Below are 22,482 nucleotides of genomic sequence, written 5' to 3'. Positions count from 1 at the left end.
ATGACCCAAAGCACGAACCCAGGCATGACGCAACATTCGGACAGCAAGCTGGTCGCGCGCGATATCCACAAGCGCTACGGCGACAACGAGGTGCTCAAGGGCGTCTCGCTCGACGCGAAGAAGGGCGACGTGATCAGCATCATCGGCGCGAGCGGCTCGGGCAAGAGCACGTTCCTGCGCTGCATCAATTTCCTCGAGAAGCCGAACGCGGGCGAGATCGTCGTCGATGGCGAGACGGTGCGCACCAAGGCCGGCCGCAACGGCGACCTCGACGTGGCCGACCACAAGCAGTTGCAGCGCATCCGCACCAAGCTCGCGATGGTGTTCCAGCACTTCAACCTCTGGTCGCACATGAACGTGCTCGAGAACGTGATGGAGGCGCCCATTCACGTGCTGGGCGTGCCGCGCAAGGAAGCGGAGGAGCGCGCGCGTCAGTATCTCGAGAAAGTGGGCCTCGCGCCTCGCGTGGAAAAGCAGTATCCCTCGCATCTCTCGGGCGGCCAGCAGCAGCGCGTGGCGATCGCGCGCGCCCTGGCCATGCACCCGGACGTGATGCTGTTCGACGAGCCGACTTCGGCGCTCGATCCCGAACTCGTGGGCGAAGTGCTCAAGGTGATGCAAAAGCTCGCCGAGGAAGGCCGCACCATGATCGTCGTCACGCACGAGATGGGCTTCGCGCGCAACGTCTCGAACCATGTGATGTTCCTGCATCAGGGACGCACCGAGGAAGAGGGCGCACCCGGCGACGTGCTCGGCGCGCCGAAGAGCGAGCGCTTGCGACAGTTCCTCTCGGGCAGCCTCAAGTAAGCGGCGCGCTCGTCTCGCGCATCCTGCCGCCGATGGTCCGCTCCCCCGTGCTCCCTTCCGCTTCCGTCGCTGCCGCGGCGCCGGGCGGCCAGGCGTCGCCCGCGCGCGCCGGCCGCACCACCCAGGTCGCCATCGTCGCGCTGCCGCCCGTTTCGATGTCGGGTGTGGGCCCGATCGTCGATGCGCTCCATCTCGCCAACGAGATCGACGGCCGCGCGCTGTACCGCTGGCAGATGTGCTCGTGGAACGGCCGCCCCGTGCCGCTCGTGGGCGGCGCGCAATGGCCCGCCGACTGCGCGTTCGGCGACGCGCTCTCGTGCGACTGGCTGATCGTCGTGACCGAGCGCTACCAGCAGTTCGCCGACTACCGCCTCTTTCTCGCGAGCCTCGCGCGCGTGGGGCAGCGCACGCCGCTCGTCACGGGCGTTCATCACGGCATCTGGTGGCTCGCGATGGCGGGGCAGCTCCAGGGCTACCGCGTGGCCGCCAACTGGGAGACGTTCCAGCAGTTCGCCGAGCAGTTCGAGCGGACCATCGTCACCCAGCACATCTACGAAATCGACCGCGACCGCGCCACCTGCGCGGGCGGGCAGGCCACGCTCGACTTCATGCTCGCGATGATCGGCCGCGACCACGGCCCCGAACTTGCCGAGCGCATTGCCGACGCGCTCGGCGCCAGCACGCTGCGCAGCGGCGACGAACGTCAGCGCATTCCGTTCGTGACCGCGCCGGGCGAGCGTCATCCGCGCATGAACGACGCGCTCAAGCTGATGGAAGCGAACATCGAGGATCCGCTCACGACCGACGAGATCGCGGATCTCGTGGGCGTGTCGCGGCGCCAGCTCGAGCGGCTCTTTCGCCAGTACCTCGGCGCGATGCCGTCGAAGTACTACCTCGGCCTGCGCCTGGCCAAGGCGCGCTCGCAACTGCAGCGCACCAGCAAGTCGGTCGTGCAGATCAGCCTCGCATGCGGGTTTTCGTCGGCGGCGCATTTTTCGAATGCCTATCGCGAGCGCTTCGGCGTGACGCCGCGCGAAGACCGCCGCAACTGGATCGAGCGCCAGCATGGCGGGGCCGCCGCCGAGCCGCGCGCCGGTGCGCTCGTCGAGCCGCCTGAAGTCGAGTGAGCGCGGCCAGACGCCGATCTTGCGGGTTCCGTACGAAAAAACGCGTCGCGCCTGCGCAAGACGTTTGCGACGAGCTTGCCTACACTGCATCTGTTACTTGCCGGGAACGGCCTCGTCCCGGCCCGCATCGACCCCGAATTCGACACGCGAAAGCGCTATAAAGGAATCGCCATGAACGACCAGACTGTGAGCCGCAAGACCTTCGACGAAGTGATGGTGCCGTGTTTCTCGCCGGCGCCGTTCGTGCCGGAGCGCGGCGAGGGCTCGCGCGTGTGGGACACCGAGGGCCGCGACTATATCGACTTTGCGTGCGGCATCGCCGTGACTTCGCTCGGCCACGCGCACCCCGAACTGCTGCGCGTGCTGCAGGAGCAGGGCAGCAAGCTGTGGCACATCGGCAACGGCTACACCAACGAGCCGGTGCTGCGCCTCGCGCGCAAGCTCGAATCGCTCACGTTCGCCGATCGCGCATTCTTCGCGAACTCGGGCGCGGAAGCCAACGAGGCCGCGCTCAAGCTCGCGCGCCGCGTGGCGTTCGATCGGCACGGTGCCGACAAGTTCGAAATCGTCTCGTTCACGCAGTCGTTCCACGGCCGCACGTTCTTCACCGTGAGCGTGGGCGGCCAGCCCAAGTATTCGGAAGGCTTCGGCCCGGTGCCGGGTGGCATCACGCATCTGCCGTACAACGACATCGAAGCGGCGAAGCGGGCGATTGGCCCCCAGACCTGCGCCGTGATCGTCGAGCCGGTGCAGGGCGAGGGCGGTGTGATTCCCGCCGATCCCGCGTTCCTGCGCGCACTGCGCGAAGCATGCGACGCGCACGGCGCGCTGCTGATTTTCGACGAGGTCCAAACGGGCGTGGGCCGCACGGGCCACTTCTACGCTTATGAAGACACGGGCGTGACACCCGATATCCTCACGACGGCGAAGGCGCTCGGCAACGGCTTTCCGATCGGCGCGATGCTCACCACCGAAGCGATCGCCGCACACTTCAAGGTGGGCGTGCACGGCACGACCTATGGCGGTAATCCGCTCGGCGCGGCGATCGCGGGCAAGGTGGTCGAGCTCGTGAGCGATCCGGCGCTGCTCGCGGGCGTGCGCGCGCGCGGCGAAACGATTCGCGGCAAGCTCGCCGCGCTCAACGAGCGCTTCGACATGTTCAAGGAAGTGCGCGGCAAGGGCCTCCTGATCGGCGCCGAACTGAACGCGCGCTTCGCAGGCCGCGCCAAGGACTTCAACGCGGCGGCCGCGAACCGCGGCCTGATGATGCTGATCGCGGGACCGGACGTGCTGCGTTTCGCACCGTCGCTCATCATTCCCGAAGCGGACCTCGACGAAGGCTTTGCGCGCTTCGAGCAGGCCTGCTATGACGTGATCGGCGTCAACGGCTCGCGCTGAAACCGGCGCACGCACAACCGCATTCACAGGACCGACGATGCTATTCGTTCGCCCCGCCCGGCTGGCCGATCTCGATGCGATCGCCCACATGGCGCACACCGCGCAGCCGGTGCTGCATTCGCTGCCGCACGACCGCGCGGCGCTCGAAGCGCGCATCGCGCTTTCCGAGGACTCGTTTCGCGCGGACGTGGACTTCCCCGGTGAGGAGTTCTATCTGTTCGTGCTCGAAGACTCCGCTACCGGGCGGCTCGTCGGCACCTCGAGCATCGTGGCGGCGGCCGGCTATGCCGAGCCGTTCTACGCGTTCCGCAACGACGCGCTCATTCATGCCTCGCGCGAGCTGCACGTGAACCGCAAGATCCACGCGCTCACGATGTCGCACGAACTCACGGGCAAGAGCCGCCTCGCGGGCTTCTACATCGAGCCAACGCTCCGCGGCGACGCGGCCGCGCATCTCATGTCGCGCGCTCGCATGATGTACGTCGCGATGAACCGCCGCCGCTTCACGCCCGAGGTGTTCTCGCTGCTGCTCGGCGTGACCGACGAGACGGGTGCCTCGCCGTTCTGGGAAGCCGTGGGGCGCAAGTTCTTCGGGCGCGATTTCAAGGACATCGAACTGGCCTCGGGCGGGCGCAGCCGCACCTTCATCGCCGAGGTGATGCCGGCCTATCCGCTCTACGTGCCGCTGCTGCCGGAGCCGGCGCAGCGCGTGCTCGGCGAGCCGGACCAGAGCGCCTTGCTCGCCTATGAGATCCATCTGGAAGAGGGCTTCGAGCCGGACCGCTTCGTCGATATCTTCGACGCGGGCCCGGTGCTGACCGCGCAAGTGGACCGCACGGGCTCCGTCGCGGAAAGCGAGACGAGAGCGGTGCGTGAAGTTGCGGACGCAACGAATCAACAGGGCATGGCGTATCTGGTCGCGAGCCAGCGAGCGGGCGAGTTCCGCTGCGTGCTCGCGACGCTGCCCGAAAGCGTGAAGGGCGCGGGCGCGCGCGCAGCGAACCTCGCGCCGCTCGACGCCGCGACGCGCGCGGCGCTCGGCGTGCAGGACGGCGAGCCGGTGCGCTGCGCGCCGCTCTATCGCGCCACGCCGCAAACCGAAGAGGCTTACATGGGAGACGCACAATGATCGTGGTACGCGTCGTGCAAACGGGCGACGTGGACGCACTTGTCGCGCTCGCCCAGGAAACGGGGCCCGGCCTCACGACCTTCAAGCCCGACCGCGAGGCGCTCAAGGCGCGCATCGAACGCACGCGGCGCACGCTAGCCGGTGAAGCCGCGCCACGCGAAGCCGGCTACTTCTTCGTGATGGAAGACACGGCGACGGGTGACGTGGCCGGCGTATGCGGCATCGAAACGGCGGTGGGACTCGAGCAGCCGTTCTACAACTATCGCGTGAGCACGGTGGTGCACGCGAGCCAGGAACTCGGCATCTGGACGCGCATGCGCGCGCTCAATATCTCGCACGATCTCACGGGCTACGCCGAAGTGTGCTCGCTGTTCCTGTCGCCGCGCTATCGCACGGGCGGCATGGGCAGCCTGCTTTCGCGCTCGCGGTTCATGTTCATCGCCCAGTTTCGCGAGCGCTTTCCCGAGCGCCTGTGCGCGGAGTTGCGCGGCCACTTCGACGCGGAGGGCACGTCGCCGTTCTGGCGCGCGGTCGGTTCGCACTTCTATCAAATCGACTTCAACGCCGCCGATTACCTCAGCTCGCACGGCCGCAAGTCGTTCCTCGCGGAACTCATGCCGCGCTACCCCGTGTACGTGGAGTTGCTGCCCGAGGAAGCGCAGGCATGCGTGGGCCTCACGCATGCCGACACGATTCCCGCGCGCCGCATGCTCGAAGCCGAGGGGCTGCGCTACGAGAATCACGTCGATATCTTCGATGCGGGCCCGGTGCTCGAATGCCATATCGGCGACTTGCGCACGGTGCGCGACAGCGTGCTGGTGCCGGTCCGGATCGGCGAGACGCAGGGTGGCGAGGGCGTGCGCTCGCTCGTGTCGAATACTTCGCTCGGCGATTTTCGCGTGGGTTTCGCGCCTGGCGTCGTGCACGACGGCGTGTTCACGCTGAGCGCCCAGGAAGCAGCAGCGTTGAACGTCGCGGCGGGCGAGCCGGTGCGTGTGCTCGGCCCGGCGCAGAAGCAACAAAAGGGATAAACATGAACGAGCTTTACATCGATGGACAGTGGTGCGCGGCCTCGGGCCCCGCGTTCGCTTCGCGCAACCCCGGCACCGGCGAAACCGTGTGGAGCGGCAATGCCGCGAGCGCCGACGATGTCGATCGCGCCGTCAACGCCGCACGCCGCGCGTTCGCCACGTGGTCGCAAACGCCGCTCGAAGCGCGCTGCGAGATCGTGAAGCGCTTCGCCGCGCTCGTCACCGAAAAGAAGGAAGCGCTCGCGCAGGCGATCGGCCGCGAGACCGGCAAGCCGCTCTGGGAAGCGCGCACCGAAGCGGCTTCGATGGCCGCGAAGGTCGCAATTTCGATCACCGCCTATGGCGAGCGCACCGGCGAGAAACGCACGCCGATGGCCGACGGCATCGCGGTGCTGCGGCACCGCCCGCATGGCGTCGTCGCCGTGTTCGGTCCGTACAACTTCCCGGGCCATCTGCCCAACGGCCATATCGTCCCCGCGCTGATCGCGGGCAACGCCGTGGTCTTCAAGCCTTCCGAACTCGCGCCGGAAGTTGCGCGCGCAACGGTCGAGCTGTGGCGCGAAGCGGGCCTGCCCGCGGGCGTGCTGAACCTCGTGCAGGGCGAGCGCGACACGGGCATTGCACTCGCGAACCATCGGCAGATCGACGGGCTCTTCTTCACGGGCAGCTCGGACACGGGCACGCTGCTGCATCGCCAGTTCGGCGGCCGCCCCGAGATCGTGCTCGCGCTGGAGATGGGCGGCAACAACCCGCTCGTCGTCGCGCCGGTCGAAGACATCGACGCGGCCGTGCACCACGCGATCCAGTCGGCGTTTCTTTCGGCGGGGCAGCGATGCACGTGCGCGCGCCGCATCCTGGTGCCCGCCGACGCGTTCGGCGAGCGCTTCCTCGCGCGTTTCGTCGAAGTGAGCTCGCGCATCACCGTGGGCGAATACGACGCTGAGCCGCAGCCCTTCATGGGCGCCGTGATTTCGGCGCGCGCGGCGGGCAAGCTCATGAGTGCGCAGGCGCAGTTGCTCGAGCGCGGCGCACGCGCCTTGTTGCCGATGGAGCAACGCGATCCGGCGCTCGGTTTCGTGACCCCAGCCATCCTCGACGTGACAGGCGTGGCCGATCTGCCGGACGAGGAGCACTTCGGGCCGCTCGCGCAGATCATCCGCTACGCGGGTTTCGACGACGCCATCGCGCAGGCCAACAACACGGCCTTCGGCCTCTCGGCGGGCCTGCTCGCCGACGACGAAGCGCTCTGGCATCGCTTCACGCGCGAGATCCGCGCGGGCGTGGTGAACTGGAACCGGCCGACCAACGGCGCTTCGAGCGGCGCGCCCTTCGGCGGCACGGGCCGCTCGGGCAACCACCGGCCGAGCGCGTATTACGCGGCCGATTACTGCGCCTACCCGATGGCCTCGGTGGAAAGCGCGCAACTGCAGATGCCCGCGAGCGTTTCGCCGGGCCTGACCTTCTAAGGAACGACGATGCAAACCCTTGAAGCCAACTTCGACGGACTCGTCGGCCCCACGCACAACTATGCCGGGCTGTCGTTCGGCAATGTCGCCTCGCAGAACAACGAGAAGTCCGTGGCGAACCCGCGCGCCGCCGCGCAGCAGGGCTTGCGCAAGATGAAACGGCTCGCCGACCTCGGGTTCGCGCAAGGCGTGCTGCCGCCGCAGGAGCGACCCTCCATGCGGTTGCTGCGCGAACTGGGCTTCGGCGGTAAGGAGGCCGAAGCGATTGCCCGCGCCGCGAAAGAGGCGCCCGAGCTGCTCGCGGCCGCAAGCTCCGCTTCGGCGATGTGGACCGCCAACGCGGCCACGGTGAGCCCATCGGCGGATACGCCCGACCGGCGCGTGCATTTCACGCCTGCGAACCTGTGCAGCAAGCTGCATCGCGCGATCGAGCACGAAGCCACGCGCCGCACGCTATCCACGGTCTTCGCGGATCCGGCGCACTTCGTCGTGCACGAGGCGCTGCCCGGCACGCCCGCGCTCGGCGACGAAGGCGCGGCCAACCATACGCGTTTTGGCGCGCAGTACGGTGAGCGTGGCGTGGAGTTCTTCGTGTACGGACGCAGCGAATACCGTCGCGGGCCGGAGCCGAAGCGCTACCCCGCGCGGCAGACTTTCGAGGCGAGCCGCGCCATCGCGCAGCGCCACGGCCTGACCGACGCCGGCACCGTGTTCGCCCAGCAGAATCCGGACGTGATCGACGCAGGCGTGTTCCACAACGACGTGATCGCCGTGGGCAACCGCAGCACGCTGTTTTGCCACGAGCTCGCGTTCGTCGAGCAGAAGGCGGTGTACGACGAGCTGCGCGCAAAGCTCGCGGCGCACGACGCGCCGTTCCACGTGATCGAAGTGCCCGAGGCGCGCGTGAGCGTGGCCGACGCCGTGTCTTCGTACCTCTTCAACAGCCAGTTGCTGAGCCGCGCCGACGGCAAGCAGATTCTCGTCGTGCCGCAGGAATGCCGCGAAAATCCGCACGTGGCGATCTACCTCGACGACCTGACCGCGAGCAGCGGGCCCATCGACGAGGTGCTCGTGTTCGACTTGCGCGAGAGCATGAAGAACGGCGGCGGCCCGGCATGCCTGCGTCTGCGCGTGGTGCTGAGCGAGGAAGAGCGCGCGGCGACGGCGCCCGGCGTGTGGATGAACGATGCGCTCTTCACGCGTCTCGACGGCTGGATCGAGCGGCACTATCGCGACCGGCTCGCGCCGCAGGATCTGACCGATCCGGCGCTGCTGGTCGAGTCACGCACGGCGCTCGACGAACTCACGCAGATTCTCGGCCTCGGATCGCTCTATGACTTCCAGCGCTGATGCTTCTGTCTCTGTGCTTGCTGATTTTCTCGGCTATACGCTCGCCGGCTCGAGCCCGGCAACGGCTGATGAAGCGAGCGGAGAATGCGCAGGCGGTGTGCGCTGGCAATGGCTCGACGAAGGCGTGCTCGAACTGACGCCCGCACACGTGGACGAGACGACACGCAGCGTGCTGCTCTCGGCGGGCGTGCATGGCGACGAGACCGCGCCGATCGAACTGCTCTCGCAACTCGTGGCCGACATCGCGGCGGGCCGTGCGCCGCTCGCCTGCCGCGTGCTCGTTGTGCTCGGCAACGCGGCGGCGATGCGAGCGGGCGAGCGCTATCTCGACGACGACCTCAACCGGCTGTTCGGCGGGCGCCATGCCCGTGTGCCTGACAGCCGCGAGGCGCCGCGCGCAGCGGCACTGGAAGCGGCGGCGCAGCGCTTCTTCTCAAAGGCGCCCGAGGCGACGCGAGTACCGCAAGCGCGCTGGCATCTCGACATGCACACGGCGATCCGCGCCTCGGCGTTCGAGCAGTTCGCGCTGCTGCCGCACACGGGCGAACGGCCTGCGCGCGTCATGCTCGAATGGCTCGCCGACGCGCACATCGCGGCCGTGCTGATCCACACGGAGAAGGGCGCGACGCTGTCGTCGTTCACCGCCGGGAGCTGCGGCGCGCTCGCGTGCACGCTCGAACTCGGCAAGGTGCGCCCGTTCGGTCAGAACGATCTCGCGCGCTTCGCCGGTGCCGATGCTGCGGTGCGCCGCCTCTTGGCAGGCGAGACGCCTTCGCCGCAGACCGCCCGGATGCCGCGCATCTTCACGGTGATCGGCCAGATCACGAAGCAAAGCGAGGCGCTCAAGCTCAACGTGGCCGCCGATGTGCCCAACTTCACGCCGTTCGCGCGCGGCCAGGTGCTGGCCGAAGATGGCGCCTACCGCTACGTGGTGGAGCACGACGAAGAACGCATCGTGTTTCCGAATCCCGGCGTGAAGCCGGGTTTGCGTGCGGGTCTGCTCGTCGTGGACACGACGAAGGCCACGCTCGCCGCGCTCGCCTGAGCGCTCGCCGCGCACGTGCCTCAGGCGCTCAGGCGCGCCCTTGCGCATCCACGACACCCATTTGCATGTTCGAACGCCCCGCGCCGTGCTTGCGCCGCCCGGGGCGCCTTGCGCGAGCGCGGTACAATCCCGGCCTCGCGCTTGCTGCGGCGCACCACATCGGGTGCTCGCGATTGAGCCGTGTTTTTGGCGCAGCGATCCTGTGCCAGCGCCGCAATGCCCATCGTTTGCCGCGATGGATGGGCCTTGCCGGCGCGCCCTAATCTGACTGGAAAGAGACACTGATGAAGATGAACTGGAACAAGCTGGCAACGCTCGCATTCTGTGCCGCCGCCATGACTGCAGGCGCCGCGCGCGCTGCCGACATCAAGGAGATCCACTTTGGCGTGGAGGCATCGTACGCACCGTTCGAATCGAAGTCGCCCGCAGGCGAACTGCAGGGCTTCGACATCGACGTGGGCAATGCCGTTTGCGCGAAGCTCAAGGCGAAGTGCGTGTGGGTGGAGAATTCGTTCGACGGCCTGATTCCGGCGCTCGCCGCGCGCAAGTTCAACGCGATCAACTCGGACATGACGATCACGGACCAGCGTCGCCAGGCCATCGACTTCACCGACCCGATCTACGCGATTCCGAACCAGATGATCGCGAAGAAGGGCAGCACGCTGCAGCCCACGCCCGAATCGCTCAAGGGCAAGCACGTGGGTGTGCTCCAGGGCACCATCCAGGAAACCTACGCGAAGGCGAAGTGGGCGCCCGCTGGCGTCGACGTCGTGCCATATCAGACCCAGGACCAGATCTACTCGGATCTCGCCTCGGGCCGCCTCGACGCCTCGTTCCAGGACGCCGAGGCCGCTTCCAAGGGCTTTCTGAACAAGCCGCAGGGCGCGGGCTTCGCGTTCGCGGGCCCGCAGGTCGTGGACGCGAAGCTGCTCGGCGAAGGCGTGGGCTACGGCGTGCGCAAGAACGACGCGGCGCTCAAGGCGGCCCTCAACGGCGCGCTCAAGGACCTCAAGGCGGACGGCACGCTCGATCGCATCGCCGCCAAGTATTTCGACGTGAAGGTTGTGCTTAAGTAAGCGGCGAACGAGCCTGATGCTTCGCGCTGCCGACCGGCTGGAGCCCATCCAGCCGGTCGTTTTTTTTCGCGCAGTTGTTTCGGATTGCACATCAATTGACGGGCCAGGCGTTGCCGCGTCCTGATGCAGCGGCGCCGGCAAAGGGCAACGCGCAGGGAAAAGCCACAAAAAACCGTCTGATCGAGGCGAACTTCATTTCCGCACCTTACTTGCCAGGATAAAATTGAGATAAGAAAGAGCCGCGTCCGGTGCGAACGTCGACGGTTGCGGCATGCCAAGAGACAAGACCAGGGCGTCGCCATGAGCGCGGCGCCGCGCGGGGGATTCCATGAGCTTGAACGCCGCAGACCGTCCGCAGATGTCAGGCGTGGCGGGAGGTACGCAGTCGCCGGAACACGCCGGCCCACCTGTCGACGTTTATTTCGCGCGCCAGCCGCTGCTCGATCGAGACGGCCTCCTGTGCGCGTTCGAGACCTTGCCGCGCATCGTGGACCGCCGCGAGAGCGCCGACATCGAGCGCGAGGCCGAGGCTGCCGCCAGGGATGCGGCCGCGGGTATGACGGCCAGGCCTTCGGTCACCGGCACCGCGCTTTTCACCGGCTTCGCTGCGCCGGCGTTGCGCGCCTCGCTCGCGGGCCATCCCGCCTGGCTCGACATCACGCGCGATTCGCTCTTTCACGACAGCCTCCAGCGTTTGAGCCCCGAGCGCGTGATGCTCGAGTTGCCGGTGGACATCGGCGCGGACCCGGAACTGGTCGCGCGGCTCGTCGCGCTGCACCGCCGTCGCTTTCGCTTCGCGCTCGATCACGTCTCGAAGGCGGACGAGTCGTTCGCGAAGCTGCTGCCCTATGTGGACGCCATCAAGATCGATATCCGCGAGATCGCGCCCGCTGTGCTGCCGAAGTTCGCGAGCGTGATGAAGTCGGCGGGCAAGCTTCTCGTGGCGATGGGCGTCGAGACCCAGGAAGACTATCAGCGCGCGCACGATCTCGGCTTCGACCGTTTCCAGGGCTATTTCTTCGCGAAACCGCACGGCGGCGCGCGGCGCTCCAGCGCGCCGCGCCAGGCGCTGCTGAATCTGCTGCATCTGCTGGCCGCCGAGCCCACCGTCGCGCAACTGGAGGCGGAACTCAAGCTCAATCCCGTGCTCGTGATGCACCTGATGCGGCTCGCCAACTCGGGCAGCATGAACATCGGCCGCAAGGTAACGACGCTGCGCGAGGCCATCAACGCGACGGGCACCAACGCCATCGCGCGCTGGACCCAGCTGCTGCTCTACGCGGACGGCCGCAAGATCGCCGCCGAAGACGACCCATTGCTGCAACTGGTGGCAACGCGCGCGCGATTCATGGAAATCGCCGTGACGCAGCTCGAGAAGGCGCATCTCGAAGAGGAAGACGCGGCGTTTCTCGTCGGCGTGTTCTCGTTCGTCGATGCGGTGTTCGGCGGCTCGCTCGAAAGCACGCTCGAAGTGCTCACGCTCGCGCGGCCGATCCGCACGGCGATCGTCGAGCGCGAGGGCGTGCTCGGCAGGCTGCTCGATCTGTCCGAGGCGCTCGAGCGAGGCAACTGGGCGAGTGTGGACGCGCTGTGCGAGTCACTGGCGCCGCTGGACGCCCCGACGGTCGCGGCCATGGCGCTCGCTGCGGCCGAATGGGCGGGCACGGCCGGCCGCGATGCCGAAGACGAAGGTCTGGAGCGTATCGAGGATTGATGAGCGGAAGCGGGCGCCGCAAGCGAAGCGGCGCCGTTTCCTCAGGGACTCAGGCGGTCTGTGGAACTTGCGTGAAGAACCGCGCAAGCTGCTGCGCGAGGTCGTTCAACGCGCTCATCTCTTTTTGCGAGATGCGGCGCGGCTCCTGGTTCACGAGCCAGTCGCCGTACATCAGCCCGACCGGCGCAACGCCCGGGGCGCCCACGGGCAGCAGGACGAACGCGCGCGCGTCGTCGAAGCTCGAACGATACCAGCCAGGCAGGCGCGCGAGGATCTTCGCGTCGCGCGCGTTCTCGATGAAAATGCCGACCTTGTTCGCGATCGCGAGATGAAACACGTCGGGCTGGAACGCGGCGGAGAACGAGAGCCTCGGCAGCACTTCGCTTATGTGCGGGCCGAAGCCATGCTTCGCCTCGAACATGTTCGCGCCGTGCCTCACGAACACCACGGTTCGCGCGAAGCCGAGGCCCGCGAGCACGGTTTCGGTCGCGAGCGTGAGGGCGGTGTCGAGCGGGCTGTCGGGGGGCAGCGCGCGCAGGTCTTGAACGCCCGCCGCGATGCGCGCCTCGGGGTCGAGCGCTTCGCGCGCAATGGCGTCGGCATTGGCGCGCAATTCGACGATCTCGCGCATCACGCCGTCTTCGGCTTCCTCGCGTGCGAGCGCGAGACTCATCTGCACGAGCACCTCCGGGTCCGTCGACAGCGCGCGGCCATAGTGCTGCGCCAGTTCCGCGATATGCGTCTCGCGCATTTCCTCCGTGAGGCCCGCCGTGGTCAGCACGCGCGCCACTTCGGTCGAGTAGTTGGTGATGGCGCGCAGCCACTGCACGTCGCGTGGCTCTTTGTCGGCCGGATCGTACTGGCGCATGCCGGAACGGATCGTCTCGGGAAGGCGCCAGCGCGCGGCGGCTTCGAGGCCGAGCTCTTCGAAGGTTACCCCGAGCACGCCGAGGCAGGCGTCGTCGTCGCTCGTGCCTTCTTCGATCTCACGGCGGATCTGGTCCCACTCGGGTTCGAGATAGAACACCACGAGCAGCTTGCCCACCTGGCGCATGAGCGTGCAGACCACGGCCTCTTCGCCCGCGCGCAGGTCGCCGCGCTCGGTGAGCTTGCGCGCCACGCAGCCCGAAAGCATCGTGCGGTTCAGTTCGAGCTTTGCGTCGATGCGGCGCGGCGCGCTGTGATGGAAGTGATCGACGATCTTCAGGCCGACGACGAGATGGCCGACCGCGTCCATGCCGAGCACCATCAAGGCGCGCGTGACGGTCGTGATGTTGCCGCCGAACGCCAGGTACATGGCCGAATTCGCGAGCCGCAGCACTTTCTGCGTGAGCGCGAAATCCGAGAGCACGACCTTCACGAGCGCACTGAAATCGTAGTCGTCGTTCGTCATCGCCGCGACCGTGGTGCGCAGCGATTGCGACAGCAAGGGGAAGTCCCCGCGTTCATTCATGCGGGCCCACAAGCGGTCGAGCAGGACGGCCTTTACCATCTGAACCATGTCAATTTCGCGAAAGCCCTGCTGTTTGCGATGCCCGCATCATTGCACCTCGTGCACGTGCAGCGCGCCCGAAACGAAGCGCTGCTGCAATTCTTCCGAAGGGAGCGCCTTGCAGACGAGCCAACCCTGGATGTGCTCGCAACCCATGTCCGTGAGCAGATCGCGCTGCGCTTCCGTTTCCACGCCCTCGGCCACCAGTTCGAGATCGAGCGTACGCGCGAGCCCCACCACGGCGTTCACGATCGCCTGATCGTTGCGCGAGGTGATGAGGTTCTCGACGAAGCTTCGATCGATCTTCAGCTTCGAAAGCGGGAAGCGCTGCAGGTACGCAAGACTCGAATAGCCGGTGCCGAAGTCGTCCACCGCGAAGCGAATGCCAAGCGAGGTCAGCTCTTCGAGCAGCACCTTCGCGTGGTGCGGATCGTGCATCAGCAGGCTTTCGGTGATCTCGAACACGAGCCGGCGCGGGTCGACCCCGGTGAGCTCGATCGCTTCCTCGACACTTTCCCTGAAGCGCGGATTGCGGAACTGCTGGGGCGAGACATTGACCGCGACGTACTGCAGCTCGATGCCTTGCTCGTCCCATTGGGTCAGTTGCATGCACGCAGCCTTCAAAACCCAGTTGCCGAGATAATTAATCAGGCCGACGGATTCCGCAAGGGGAATAAACGTTGATGGCGGCACGAGGCCGTGCAATGGATGTTGCCAGCGGATCAACGCCTCCACGCCGACGACGCCGCGCGACGCGCTGCTCGTGATGGGCTGGAAGTGCAGCGAGAACTCGCCGTTGCGCACGCCGTCGTAGAGATCGGACTCCAGCTTCAGGCGCAGGGCGTCGGTCGGATCGTCGTCGGGCACGTGCAGCGTCAGCGTGTTGCCGCCAATGGCTTTGGCCTGCTGGAGCGCCTGATCCGCGCGGCGAATGAGCGGCGTGGCGTCGGCGCTGGTTTCGGTCCCGCTTGCGGCGGATGCGCGCGGGCGCTGGTCCGGATGGAACGCAATGCCGATGCTCGCCGAGAGATGCACGGGCTGGTTGCGAAACGCGTAGGGCTGGAGGATCGCGGTGAGCAGACGCCGGCCGAGCGCCTCGGCGGCGGCGCGCACATCGCCGGGCGCGGTGTGCCGTTGCGGCGCGATCAGGATCGCGAACTCGTCGCTGCCGATGCGCGCGATCATTTCTCCCTGCAGCGCGAGATGCGTGAGGCGCCGCGCGGTCTCGCGCAGCAGCTCGTCGCCGGCGTCGTAGCCCAGCGCCCGGTTCACGCGCTGATAGTCGTCGAGGTCGAGCAGCAGGAGCGCCGCCGGCACACCGAAGTGGTCCGCGTCGGCCTGGGCGCGCTGCAGCGCCGGGGCGAGCGCGGTCTGGTTGGGCAGGCCGGTGAGCGGGTCGTGATGGAGCGCGTGCGTGAGCGCGGCCTCGGTGCCTTGCCAGGCGGAAACATCGAAGCCCGCGACGGCGAAACCGGCCGTCTCGCCGTACTGGGCGCGCTGCACGCGCAGCTCGACGGGAAGCGGGTAGGTGAGCGCCTTGACGATTTCGACCGTTTCCTTCTCCACGGCGCCGCTGTGCGCGGCGCGTGCGAACAGCGCCGCGAGCCGCTCGTGATCGCCGGGTGTGACGATGTCGGCGAGCGTCGCGCCGAGCAGGAATTCGCGGTGATAGCCGGCGAAGCGCAGGCTCGCGTCGGAAACGTAGAGAAAATGGAGATGGGCGTCCACGTGAACGAGGAAGTCCACCGCAGCTGCCGTGCTCTCGAACGAGAGCGAGATGGCGTCCGCGTAGTCGGACGCCGCGATGGCGGGCGAAGCGGGCACGAGCGGCGCGGCGGCTTCGTCGTGCGCTTCGTGCGATGCCACGGGTATGGGCGGGTCGCCGGCAACGCCTCTGAGGCCGGCAAGCGCGTATAGCCGGTCAACGACCGTGCGCAACCAGCCCTGGCGGGGCGCGGTGATCCTGTTCGCTTCCATGTGTGTCGCTGGCAACCCTTTGTTGGTCTCAGGCGTCCTTGCCGCGCCGCGTGCGCCGCGGAACGCCGTGCATCTGGCACAGCGGCCGGTTCTCGCCTCCGGCTAAAGCCGCCCATCAGAAGGAGTTATCGACCTCCCGGGCGAAATCTTTAGCGGCGGCGGCCGAAAAAGCGCCCGGCACACAAACGTGACCGGCGATCACTGCGGCGGCGTCCAGTTTCGGTTAAAGTTGCGCCGGTCGAGACGCCGTTCGCCATGCGCGACGGGTCGGCGCTGGTGGAGCGCCCGTCTTGCCGGCCATTACCGGTTCATTACATCTGTACGAGTCACCCGCATGTCCGATTCATCGTCAGCGTTCGCCGCGGCGGCAAGCGAGGCCGCGCAAGGCGATGCGGGCAGGGGCACACCTGGTCCCGCGCCATCCATGTCGTCAGTTTCACAACTCGCGCTTGAACCTGGGGCACCTGGAGCACCTGGGGCATCCGGTTCGCAGCGCGACGCCCAGTCCGTCGGCGCGCCCGGGGCGCACCCTCGCCAGCCGGCGCAGGCTGCAACATCGGGCGTCGGCCAGCCGTTCGTGTATCTCGGGCGGCAGCCCATCCTCGATCGCAACGGCGCACTCAACGCCTACGAGCTGCTTTTTCGCGGCGGCGCGCACAACCGCGCCGATGTCGATGACGACGCGCTCGCCACGGCCCAGGTGATGACGCGTGCGATCGGCCAGCTCGGCGTGCCTGCGGTGCTTGGGCGCCACTACGGCTACGTCAACATCAGCCGCGAGCTGCTCTTCGACGACATCGTGCATTTGCTGCCCCCGAGCCGCTTCGTGCTGGAGGTGCTCGAGCATGTGAGCTTCGATGCCGCCGTGCTGGAACGGCTCGCGCAGCTGCGTCGCGCCGGCTACCGCATTGCCTTCGACGACGTGAGCGAAATCACGGAGAACCTGCTGCGCGCGCTGCCCTATGCGGACATCGTCAAGGTCGATCTGCTGCAGACCGAGCGCGCGGCGCTGCCCGGGCTGGTCGCGCATCTCGCCGCGCATGGCAAGACACTCATCGCCGAAAAGGTGGAGACGGGCGAGGATTTCGAGCTGGCGTCGTCGCTCGGCTTCGAACTGTTCCAGGGCTACTTCTTCGCCCGCCCGCAAGTCCTGCGCGCGCCCCACGTGCGCGCTTCGCGCCTCGCGCTCGTGCGCCTGCTCGCCCTGGTGGCGAACGACGTCGGCACGGCCGAACTGGAACGCGAATTGCGCAGCCACCCTGCCGTGGTGGTGCAGCTATTGCGTCTCGTCAATTCGAGCGCGTATTCGCCCGGGCGGCCGATCGCGTCGCTCCGCGAGGCGGTGCTCGCGGCCGGCACGCGTCAGATCGCGCGCTGGGCGCAACTGCTGCTGTACGCCAGCGGGCGCGACTTGCCCTGGGGTTCGGACCCGCTCGTCCAGCTCGCGGGCACGCGCTCGCACTTCATGGAGCTGGCCGCGCGCAGCCTTAAGCCGCAGGATCCAGAATTCGCCGACGCCGCCTTCATGACCGGGATCTTCTCGCTCGTGCACGTGCTCGTGGGGTCGACGCCCGAGCACACGCTCGATCGTCTCGGTCTCGCACGCGAAATCGTGGAGGCGGTGGATGGCCAGCGCGGCGAGCTCGGCACGCTGCTGCGCATCGCGACCGAGGCAGAGCGCGGCGACCACGGCGGCGCGCAGCGTCTCGCGAGCGGCGCGGGCGGCATCTTCAGCGCCCTCACGCCGCCGCTGCTCGCCGAACTCAACCTGTGGGCCGGCGCTTGGTTCACGGCGTACGCGGACGGCTGAAAGTCAGTTGCAAAGCGCGGGGCGCGCTGCGAGCGCGGGGATTGTGTGGTCCAATGTCGGCATCGTCGCGAGCGCGCCGTCACACGTGCTATTGCGTAATCAGCAAAACCGGGCGCAACTGGCAAATCCAGGCGAGAACCGGCCAATCGCGGGTAAGACGCGCGCCGGCGTGGTGATTCCCACTCGAGGGCATTCGACATGAAACCGAGGTTCCTTGCGGCGGCAGCTGCGGCGCTCGTCTGCGCCGGGCTCACGCTCTTCACGCTGTCTGCACACGCAACGCTCAAGCCGGGCGATCCCGCGCCCGATTTCACGACCCAGGCATCGCTGGGCGGCAAGACCTATACGTATTCGCTCGCTTCCGAGCTGAAGAAGGGGCCGGTGGTCGTCTACTTCTATCCGGCCGCGTTCACGAAAGGCTGCACGATCGAGGCGCACGAATTCGCCGATGCGGTCGATGAGTACAGGAAGTACGGGGCGACCGTGATCGGCGTTTCGCACGACAATATCGACACGCTCACGAAGTTCTCGGTGAGCGAGTGCCGCAGCAAGTTCCCGGTGGCCGCCGACGAAAACTCGAAGATCATCAAGTCGTACGACGCTTCGATGCCCATGCACGAAGCGATGGCCAGGCGCGTTTCCTATGTGATCGCGCCGGACGGCAAGATCATCTACGAATACACGAGTCTCTCGCCCGACCAGCACGTCGAGAACACATTGCGCGCCTTGAAGGCATGGGCCGCGCAGCATCCGCAGCAATAGCCGGCAACCACGATCAACGCGAGGCCGGCCGGCGCGCGGGCCTCGCGGCGATCCGTGTCCCGGCAACGCGAATCGAATATGTCACGAAAACCCTGGATCACCGCGGCGCTGATCGCGGTCTGCACCACGTTGCTCGCGGCATGCGACCAGCAAAAGGTCGCCGACGCGCTCAACGCGATCAAACCCGACTCGATGGCGTTCGGCGGCCTCATAATTGGCGTTTCGACGGTGGAAGACGTGCGCCGCCAGGCGGGCAAGCCCGAAATGGTCTGGGAGGACGACGACGGCGCACAGCGCCTCGAATATCCGCGGGGGCCGAATGGTCTCACCACGTGGATGCTCGACTTCGACGCAAACGGCAAGCTCGTCGCGATGACCCAGGCGCTCACCGCGCAGAACATCGCGCGGGTCGTGCCGGGCATGACGGAGGACGAAGTGCGGCGCCTGCTCGGCAAGCCGGCAACGGTGGCAAAGTATGCGCTGAGCCACGAGGAAGTCTGGAGCTGGCACTGGGCGGAAGGCGGCGTGGCCGGCGACGGCATGTTCGACGCCCATTTCTCGCCCGACGGGCTCGTGATCAGGACGTCACGCTCGGACGCGCCTGGCCACGAGCAGCATTGAGGCGGCGCGAGCCGCAAGGAGGACGCAGATGAAACGCATGGCGTTGCTATGGAGCGTGGTGAAGGGCGATGCGCGTGTGCTATGGCACGCGCTGCGCCAGCCGGAGCGCCCGGTATGGCTGCTGCCCGCCACGGCGCTGCTCGCGCTTTACGCGCTCGATCCGTTCAATATCGCGATGCCGCTCGCCGGTGTCGTGGACGACGGCATCATCGTGCCGCTCGCGCTGCATGTGATCGTGCGCTGCCTGCCGGCGCATTTGCGCGGAGCGCGCCGCGCCAGGGCATGAGGCAAGCATGAGGAAAGCGGCTAAAGCCACGCTTTAGCCGCTTTCCGGTGCAACAACGCCGCCGCTTGTTCGACCGCTCGTTCAACCGCTTATTCAGCCGCCGCCGCTGGCGTGCTGCGTCCGCGCTTCGCATCCCACCACACACGCAGCCTGTCCATGTACAGGTAGACGACCGGCGTCGTATAGAGCGTGAGCATCTGGCTCACGATCAGGCCACCCACGATCGAGATGCCGAGCGGCGCGCGCAGCTCGGCGCCTTCGCCGCGACCGAACGCGAGCGGCAGCGCGCCCAGCAGCGCCGCGCAGGTCGTCATCATGATCGGGCGGAAGCGCAGGAGGCACGCCTGATAAATCGCATCGCGCGAACTCAGGCCCTGGCGCGAGGCATCGATCGCGAAATCGACCATCATGATCGCGTTCTTCTTCACGATCCCGATCAGCAGAATCACGCCGATCAGCGCGATGATGCTGAACTCCGTCTTGAAGATCAGCAACGCGAGCAGGGCGCCCACGCCCGCGGAGGGCAGCGTCGAGAGGATCGTGAGCGGGTGGATATAGCTCTCATAAAGAATGCCCAGCACGATATACACCGCTGCCAGCGCCGCGAGGATCAGGAGCGGCTGGTTGGCGAGCGACTGCTGGAACGCCTGCGCGGTGCCCTGGAAGCTGCCGTGGATCGTCGCGGGCATGCCGATGCGCGCCATCGTGTCGTATATAGCCTTGGTGGCGTCGGAGAGCGACTTGCCGGGCGGCAGGTTGAACGAGATCGTCGAGGCGACGAACTGGCTCTGGTGATTCACCGAAAGCGGCGTGGTACCCGGCCCGAACCTGGCAATCGCCGAGAGCGGCACCATGGTCTCCTTCGACGTTGAGACGGCCGCGCCCGACGACGCGCCCGACTTGCCGCTGGCGGCGAGCGAGTTGGTCGCCAGATTGCGCGCGGAGTCCGCGGCCAGGGTCGCGGCGCTCGATGCAGTCGTGGCAGCCGTGCCGCCCGTCGAAGCCGTGGCGGGGCCCGTCACAGTGCCCGCCGTCGCGTTGGTGCTCTGCGCGCCGCTTGCCGTGCCGCCCGAGGTGCTGATCCACACGTCGTCGAGCATGGTCGGGCTCTGCCAGTACTTCGGCGCGACTTCCATCACCACGTGGTACTGGTTGAGCGGGTTGTAGATCGTCGACACCTGGCGCTGGCCGAACGCGTCGTAAAGCGTGTTGTCGATCTGCGAGGGCGTGATCTTCAGCCGCGCGGCGCTCGCGCGGTCGATGTCGATCATCGATTCGAGGCCGCCTTGCTGCTGGTCCGAGTTCACGTCGGCGAGTTCGGGGCGGGCCTGCAGCGCCTCGGTGAGCTTCGGCCCCCACTTGTAGAGGTCCGCGGTGTTGTCCGCAAGCAGCGTGAACTGGTACTGAGCATTCGATTGGCGGCCGCCCACGCGGATGTCCTGCACGGCCTGCAGGAAGGTGCGGGCGCCCGCCACGTTCGAGAGCGGCCCACGCAGTTGCGCGATCACCTCGTCGGCGGACATCTTGCGCTCGCCCTTGGGCTTGAGCGAGATGAACATGAAGCCCGAGTTGGTTGCGCGCCCGCCCGAGAAACCCGCCACCGAGTCGACGGCCGGGTTGGCCTGCACGATGCGCATCATCTCCGCGAACTTCACCTTCATCGCCTGGAACGAGGTCGACTGGTCGGCCTGAATGCCGCCGATCAGCCGCCCCGTGTCCTGCTGCGGGAAGAATCCCTTGGGCACGATCACGTAGAGCGCGACGTTCAGCGCAATGGTCGCGATGAGCGTGAGCAGGATGATGAACGGATGCGCGAGCGCCCAGCCGAGCGTGCGCTCGTAGCCGTGCTGCAGGCGCAGGAAGCCGCGTTCGAGCCACTGCGCGAAGCGGCCTTCTTCCTTCTTTTCATGCGCCTCCTGGAGCAGGCGCGAGCACATCATCGGCGTGAGCGTGAGCGAGACGGCCAGCGACACCGCAATGGCGAGCGACAGCGTGAGCGCGAACTCGCGGAACAGGCGCCCGACGATGCCGCCCATCAGCAGGATGGGCAGGAACACCGCGACGAGCGACACGCTGATCGAGAGCACGGTGAAGCCCACCTCGCGCGCGCCGAGCAGCGCGGCCTTCATGCGCGGCACGCCGTTTTCGATGTGGCGCGAGATGTTCTCGAGCACGACGATGGCGTCGTCGACGACGAAGCCCGTCGCGATGGTGAGCGCCATCAGCGAGAGATTGTCGAGCGAGAAGCCCATCAGGTACATGGCCGCGAAGGTGCCGATGATCGAGATGGGCACGGCCACGCTCGGAATGAGCGTCGCGCGCCAGTTGCGCAGGAACAGGAACACCACCATCACGACGAGCGCCACGGCGATGATGAGCGTGTGCTCGGTGTCCTTGAGCGACGAGCGGATCGTGACCGAGCGGTCGGAGGTGGGCGTCACCTCGACGTTGGCGGGCAGCGAGGCCTTCAGTTGCGGCAGCATCGCGATCACGCGGTCCACGGTCTCGATGATGTTCGCGCCCGGCTGCCGGTAGAGGATCACGAGCACCGAGCGCTTGCCATTGGCGAGGCCGATGTTGCGCAGATCTTCCACCGAATCGACGACTTCGCTCACGTCCGAGAGCTTCACGCCCGCGCCGTTGCGGTAGGCGATCACGAGGTCCTTGTACTGGCTCGCGTTGCTCGCCTGGTCGTTGGTGTAGAGCTGGAAGCGCTGCGGGCCGAACTCGATGTCGCCCTTCGGGCTGTTGGCGTTCGCGGAGGCGAGCGCCGCGCGCACGTCTTCGAGGCCGATGCCGTAGTGAAAGAGCGCGTGCGGCTCCAGTTCCACGCGCACGGCCGGATTCGCCGAGCCGCTCACGTCGACTTCGCCAACGCCGTCCACCTGCGAGAGCGACTGCTGCAGCACCGTGGCCGCCGAGTCGTAGAGCTGGCCCGCGCTCAGCGTGGGCGAGGTGAGCGCGAGAATCAGGATGGGCGCGTCGGCGGGATTGACCTTGTGATAGGTCGGGTTCTGCCGCAGGCTCGTGGGCAGGTCGGCGCGCGCCGCGTTGATCGCCGCCTGCACGTCGCGCGCGGCGCCGTCGATATCGCGGTTCAGGCCGAACTGCAGCGTGATGCGCGTGCTGCCCACCGAGCTTTGCGAGGTCATTTCCGTGACGTCGGCGATCGAGCCCAGGTGGCGCTCCAGCGGGCTCGCCACGCTGGTCGCCACGGTTTCGGGACTCGCGCCTGGCAGCGTGGCCTGCACAGAGATGGTCGGGAAGTCCACTTGCGGCAAGGGCGCGACCGGCAGCTTCGTGAACGCGAAGAGACCGGCCAGCGCAATGCCGATCGCGAGCAGCGTGGTCGCGACGGGGCGCGAGATGAACGGGCGCGAGAGGTTCATCG

Annotated in this window: 17 protein-coding genes; 14 read left to right on the top strand and 3 right to left on the bottom strand. The window is 67.3% G+C overall.

The window, feature by feature from the left end; genetic code table 11:
• The 10 genes from VSR34_RS25390 (at position 1) to VSR34_RS25345 (ending at position 12,143) form a co-directional block, all read left to right on the top strand.
• The gene (locus tag VSR34_RS25390; protein WP_028212123.1) at positions 1-807 is read left to right on the top strand and encodes an ABC transporter ATP-binding protein; all 807 of its coding nucleotides are present in this window, start codon (positions 1-3) and stop codon (positions 805-807) included.
• 155 nt (positions 808-962) lie between these two features.
• Positions 963-1,934, top strand: a complete 972-nt coding sequence (locus tag VSR34_RS25385) for a GlxA family transcriptional regulator (RefSeq protein ID WP_036019110.1) — start codon at positions 963-965, stop codon at positions 1,932-1,934.
• Positions 1,935-2,105: 171 nt separating this feature from the next.
• Entirely contained in the window at positions 2,106-3,332 is a 1,227-nt protein-coding gene (locus tag VSR34_RS25380; protein ID WP_028212124.1) for an aspartate aminotransferase family protein, read from the top strand.
• A 37-nt stretch (positions 3,333-3,369) separates the two neighbouring features.
• Positions 3,370-4,461 (top strand): arginine/ornithine succinyltransferase subunit alpha, encoded by a 1,092-nt coding sequence (aruF, locus tag VSR34_RS25375; RefSeq protein ID WP_342963879.1) that lies wholly within the window; start codon positions 3,370-3,372, stop codon positions 4,459-4,461.
• On the top strand, positions 4,458-5,492 hold the full coding sequence (gene astA / locus VSR34_RS25370; protein WP_342963878.1) for an arginine N-succinyltransferase: 1,035 nt from the start codon (positions 4,458-4,460) through the stop codon (positions 5,490-5,492). The genes aruF and astA overlap by 4 nt, the downstream gene beginning before the upstream one ends.
• Before the next feature lie 2 nt (positions 5,493-5,494).
• Positions 5,495-6,958 (top strand): succinylglutamate-semialdehyde dehydrogenase, encoded by a 1,464-nt coding sequence (astD, locus tag VSR34_RS25365; protein ID WP_028212127.1) that lies wholly within the window; start codon positions 5,495-5,497, stop codon positions 6,956-6,958.
• A 9-nt stretch (positions 6,959-6,967) separates the two neighbouring features.
• The gene (gene astB / locus VSR34_RS25360) at positions 6,968-8,308 is read left to right on the top strand and encodes an N-succinylarginine dihydrolase (protein ID WP_028212128.1); all 1,341 of its coding nucleotides are present in this window, start codon (positions 6,968-6,970) and stop codon (positions 8,306-8,308) included.
• Positions 8,292-9,353, top strand: a complete 1,062-nt coding sequence (gene astE, locus VSR34_RS25355; protein ID WP_342963877.1) for a succinylglutamate desuccinylase — start codon at positions 8,292-8,294, stop codon at positions 9,351-9,353. The genes astB and astE overlap by 17 nt, the downstream gene beginning before the upstream one ends.
• 284 nt (positions 9,354-9,637) lie before the next feature.
• Positions 9,638-10,429, top strand: a complete 792-nt coding sequence (locus VSR34_RS25350) for an ABC transporter substrate-binding protein (protein WP_342963876.1) — start codon at positions 9,638-9,640, stop codon at positions 10,427-10,429.
• Positions 10,430-10,757: 328 nt separating this feature from the next.
• Positions 10,758-12,143, top strand: coding sequence for an EAL domain-containing protein (locus tag VSR34_RS25345; protein ID WP_081716007.1), 1,386 nt, complete (start codon positions 10,758-10,760; stop codon positions 12,141-12,143).
• 49 nt (positions 12,144-12,192) lie between these two features.
• Here the strand turns inward: VSR34_RS25345 and VSR34_RS25340 are convergent, their stop codons facing one another.
• Both VSR34_RS25340 and VSR34_RS25335 read right to left on the bottom strand, forming a co-directional pair.
• The gene (locus tag VSR34_RS25340) at positions 12,193-13,635 is read right to left on the bottom strand and encodes an HDOD domain-containing protein (protein WP_036019113.1); all 1,443 of its coding nucleotides are present in this window, start codon (positions 13,633-13,635) and stop codon (positions 12,193-12,195) included.
• A gap of 48 nt (positions 13,636-13,683) precedes the next feature.
• Positions 13,684-15,612: a GGDEF domain-containing protein gene (locus VSR34_RS25335; RefSeq protein ID WP_342963875.1), complete on the bottom strand. Its 1,929-nt coding sequence runs from the start codon at positions 15,610-15,612 to the stop codon at positions 13,684-13,686.
• 334 nt (positions 15,613-15,946) lie between these two features.
• Between VSR34_RS25335 and VSR34_RS25330 the strand changes: the two genes are divergently transcribed.
• The 4 genes from VSR34_RS25330 to VSR34_RS25315 all read left to right on the top strand — a co-directional run bounded on the left by VSR34_RS25330 (position 15,947) and on the right by VSR34_RS25315 (position 19,091).
• Positions 15,947-17,422 carry an EAL domain-containing protein gene (locus VSR34_RS25330; RefSeq protein WP_238327831.1) on the top strand — a complete coding sequence of 492 codons (1,476 nt, stop codon included), beginning with the start codon at positions 15,947-15,949 and terminating at the stop codon, positions 17,420-17,422.
• Between the two features lie 198 nt (positions 17,423-17,620).
• Complete coding sequence (locus VSR34_RS25325) at positions 17,621-18,184, top strand: peroxiredoxin (RefSeq protein ID WP_342963874.1); 564 nt, start codon at positions 17,621-17,623, stop codon at positions 18,182-18,184.
• Positions 18,185-18,262: 78 nt separating this feature from the next.
• A complete protein-coding gene (locus VSR34_RS25320) occupies positions 18,263-18,805 on the top strand; it encodes a hypothetical protein (protein WP_342963873.1) in 543 nt (180 codons plus the stop codon).
• Between the two features lie 28 nt (positions 18,806-18,833).
• Positions 18,834-19,091, top strand: coding sequence for a hypothetical protein (locus VSR34_RS25315; RefSeq protein WP_028212137.1), 258 nt, complete (start codon positions 18,834-18,836; stop codon positions 19,089-19,091).
• An 89-nt stretch (positions 19,092-19,180) separates the two neighbouring features.
• On the opposite strand, the gene VSR34_RS25310 is transcribed toward VSR34_RS25315, so the two are convergent.
• Positions 19,181-22,480: an efflux RND transporter permease subunit gene (locus tag VSR34_RS25310; RefSeq protein ID WP_342963872.1), complete on the bottom strand. Its 3,300-nt coding sequence runs from the start codon at positions 22,478-22,480 to the stop codon at positions 19,181-19,183.
• Between the last annotated feature and the right edge of the window lie 2 nt (positions 22,481-22,482).

This window comes from Paraburkholderia sp. JHI2823 (assembly GCF_038900695.1).
Classification (GTDB): domain Bacteria; phylum Pseudomonadota; class Gammaproteobacteria; order Burkholderiales; family Burkholderiaceae; genus Paraburkholderia; species Paraburkholderia mimosarum.
This window is presented reverse-complemented; position numbering and strand designations above follow the sequence as displayed.

What these genes read in the sequence shown, in the direction of transcription:
- VSR34_RS25390 (WP_028212123.1), top strand. Translation starts at nt 1, where the DNA reads ATGACCCAAAGCACGAACCCAGGCATGACGCAACATTCGGACAGCAAG.
- VSR34_RS25380 (WP_028212124.1), top strand. Translation starts at nt 2,106, where the DNA reads ATGAACGACCAGACTGTGAGCCGCAAGACCTTCGACGAAGTGATGGTG.
- VSR34_RS25315 (WP_028212137.1), top strand. Translation starts at nt 18,834, where the DNA reads ATGAAACGCATGGCGTTGCTATGGAGCGTGGTGAAGGGCGATGCGCGT.
- VSR34_RS25330 (WP_238327831.1), top strand. Translation starts at nt 15,947, where the DNA reads ATGTCCGATTCATCGTCAGCGTTCGCCGCGGCGGCAAGCGAGGCCGCG.
- VSR34_RS25310 (WP_342963872.1), bottom strand. Translation starts at nt 22,480, where the DNA reads ATGAACCTCTCGCGCCCGTTCATCTCGCGCCCCGTCGCGACCACGCTG.
- VSR34_RS25325 (WP_342963874.1), top strand. Translation starts at nt 17,621, where the DNA reads ATGAAACCGAGGTTCCTTGCGGCGGCAGCTGCGGCGCTCGTCTGCGCC.
- astA (WP_342963878.1), top strand. Translation starts at nt 4,458, where the DNA reads ATGATCGTGGTACGCGTCGTGCAAACGGGCGACGTGGACGCACTTGTC.
- VSR34_RS25385 (WP_036019110.1), top strand. Translation starts at nt 963, where the DNA reads ATGTCGGGTGTGGGCCCGATCGTCGATGCGCTCCATCTCGCCAACGAG.
- VSR34_RS25335 (WP_342963875.1), bottom strand. Translation starts at nt 15,612, where the DNA reads ATGGAAGCGAACAGGATCACCGCGCCCCGCCAGGGCTGGTTGCGCACG.
- astD (WP_028212127.1), top strand. Translation starts at nt 5,495, where the DNA reads ATGAACGAGCTTTACATCGATGGACAGTGGTGCGCGGCCTCGGGCCCC.
- aruF (WP_342963879.1), top strand. Translation starts at nt 3,370, where the DNA reads ATGCTATTCGTTCGCCCCGCCCGGCTGGCCGATCTCGATGCGATCGCC.
- VSR34_RS25320 (WP_342963873.1), top strand. Translation starts at nt 18,263, where the DNA reads ATGTCACGAAAACCCTGGATCACCGCGGCGCTGATCGCGGTCTGCACC.
- VSR34_RS25340 (WP_036019113.1), bottom strand. Translation starts at nt 13,635, where the DNA reads ATGGTAAAGGCCGTCCTGCTCGACCGCTTGTGGGCCCGCATGAATGAA.
- VSR34_RS25350 (WP_342963876.1), top strand. Translation starts at nt 9,638, where the DNA reads ATGAAGATGAACTGGAACAAGCTGGCAACGCTCGCATTCTGTGCCGCC.
- VSR34_RS25345 (WP_081716007.1), top strand. Translation starts at nt 10,758, where the DNA reads ATGAGCTTGAACGCCGCAGACCGTCCGCAGATGTCAGGCGTGGCGGGA.
- astB (WP_028212128.1), top strand. Translation starts at nt 6,968, where the DNA reads ATGCAAACCCTTGAAGCCAACTTCGACGGACTCGTCGGCCCCACGCAC.
- astE (WP_342963877.1), top strand. Translation starts at nt 8,292, where the DNA reads ATGACTTCCAGCGCTGATGCTTCTGTCTCTGTGCTTGCTGATTTTCTC.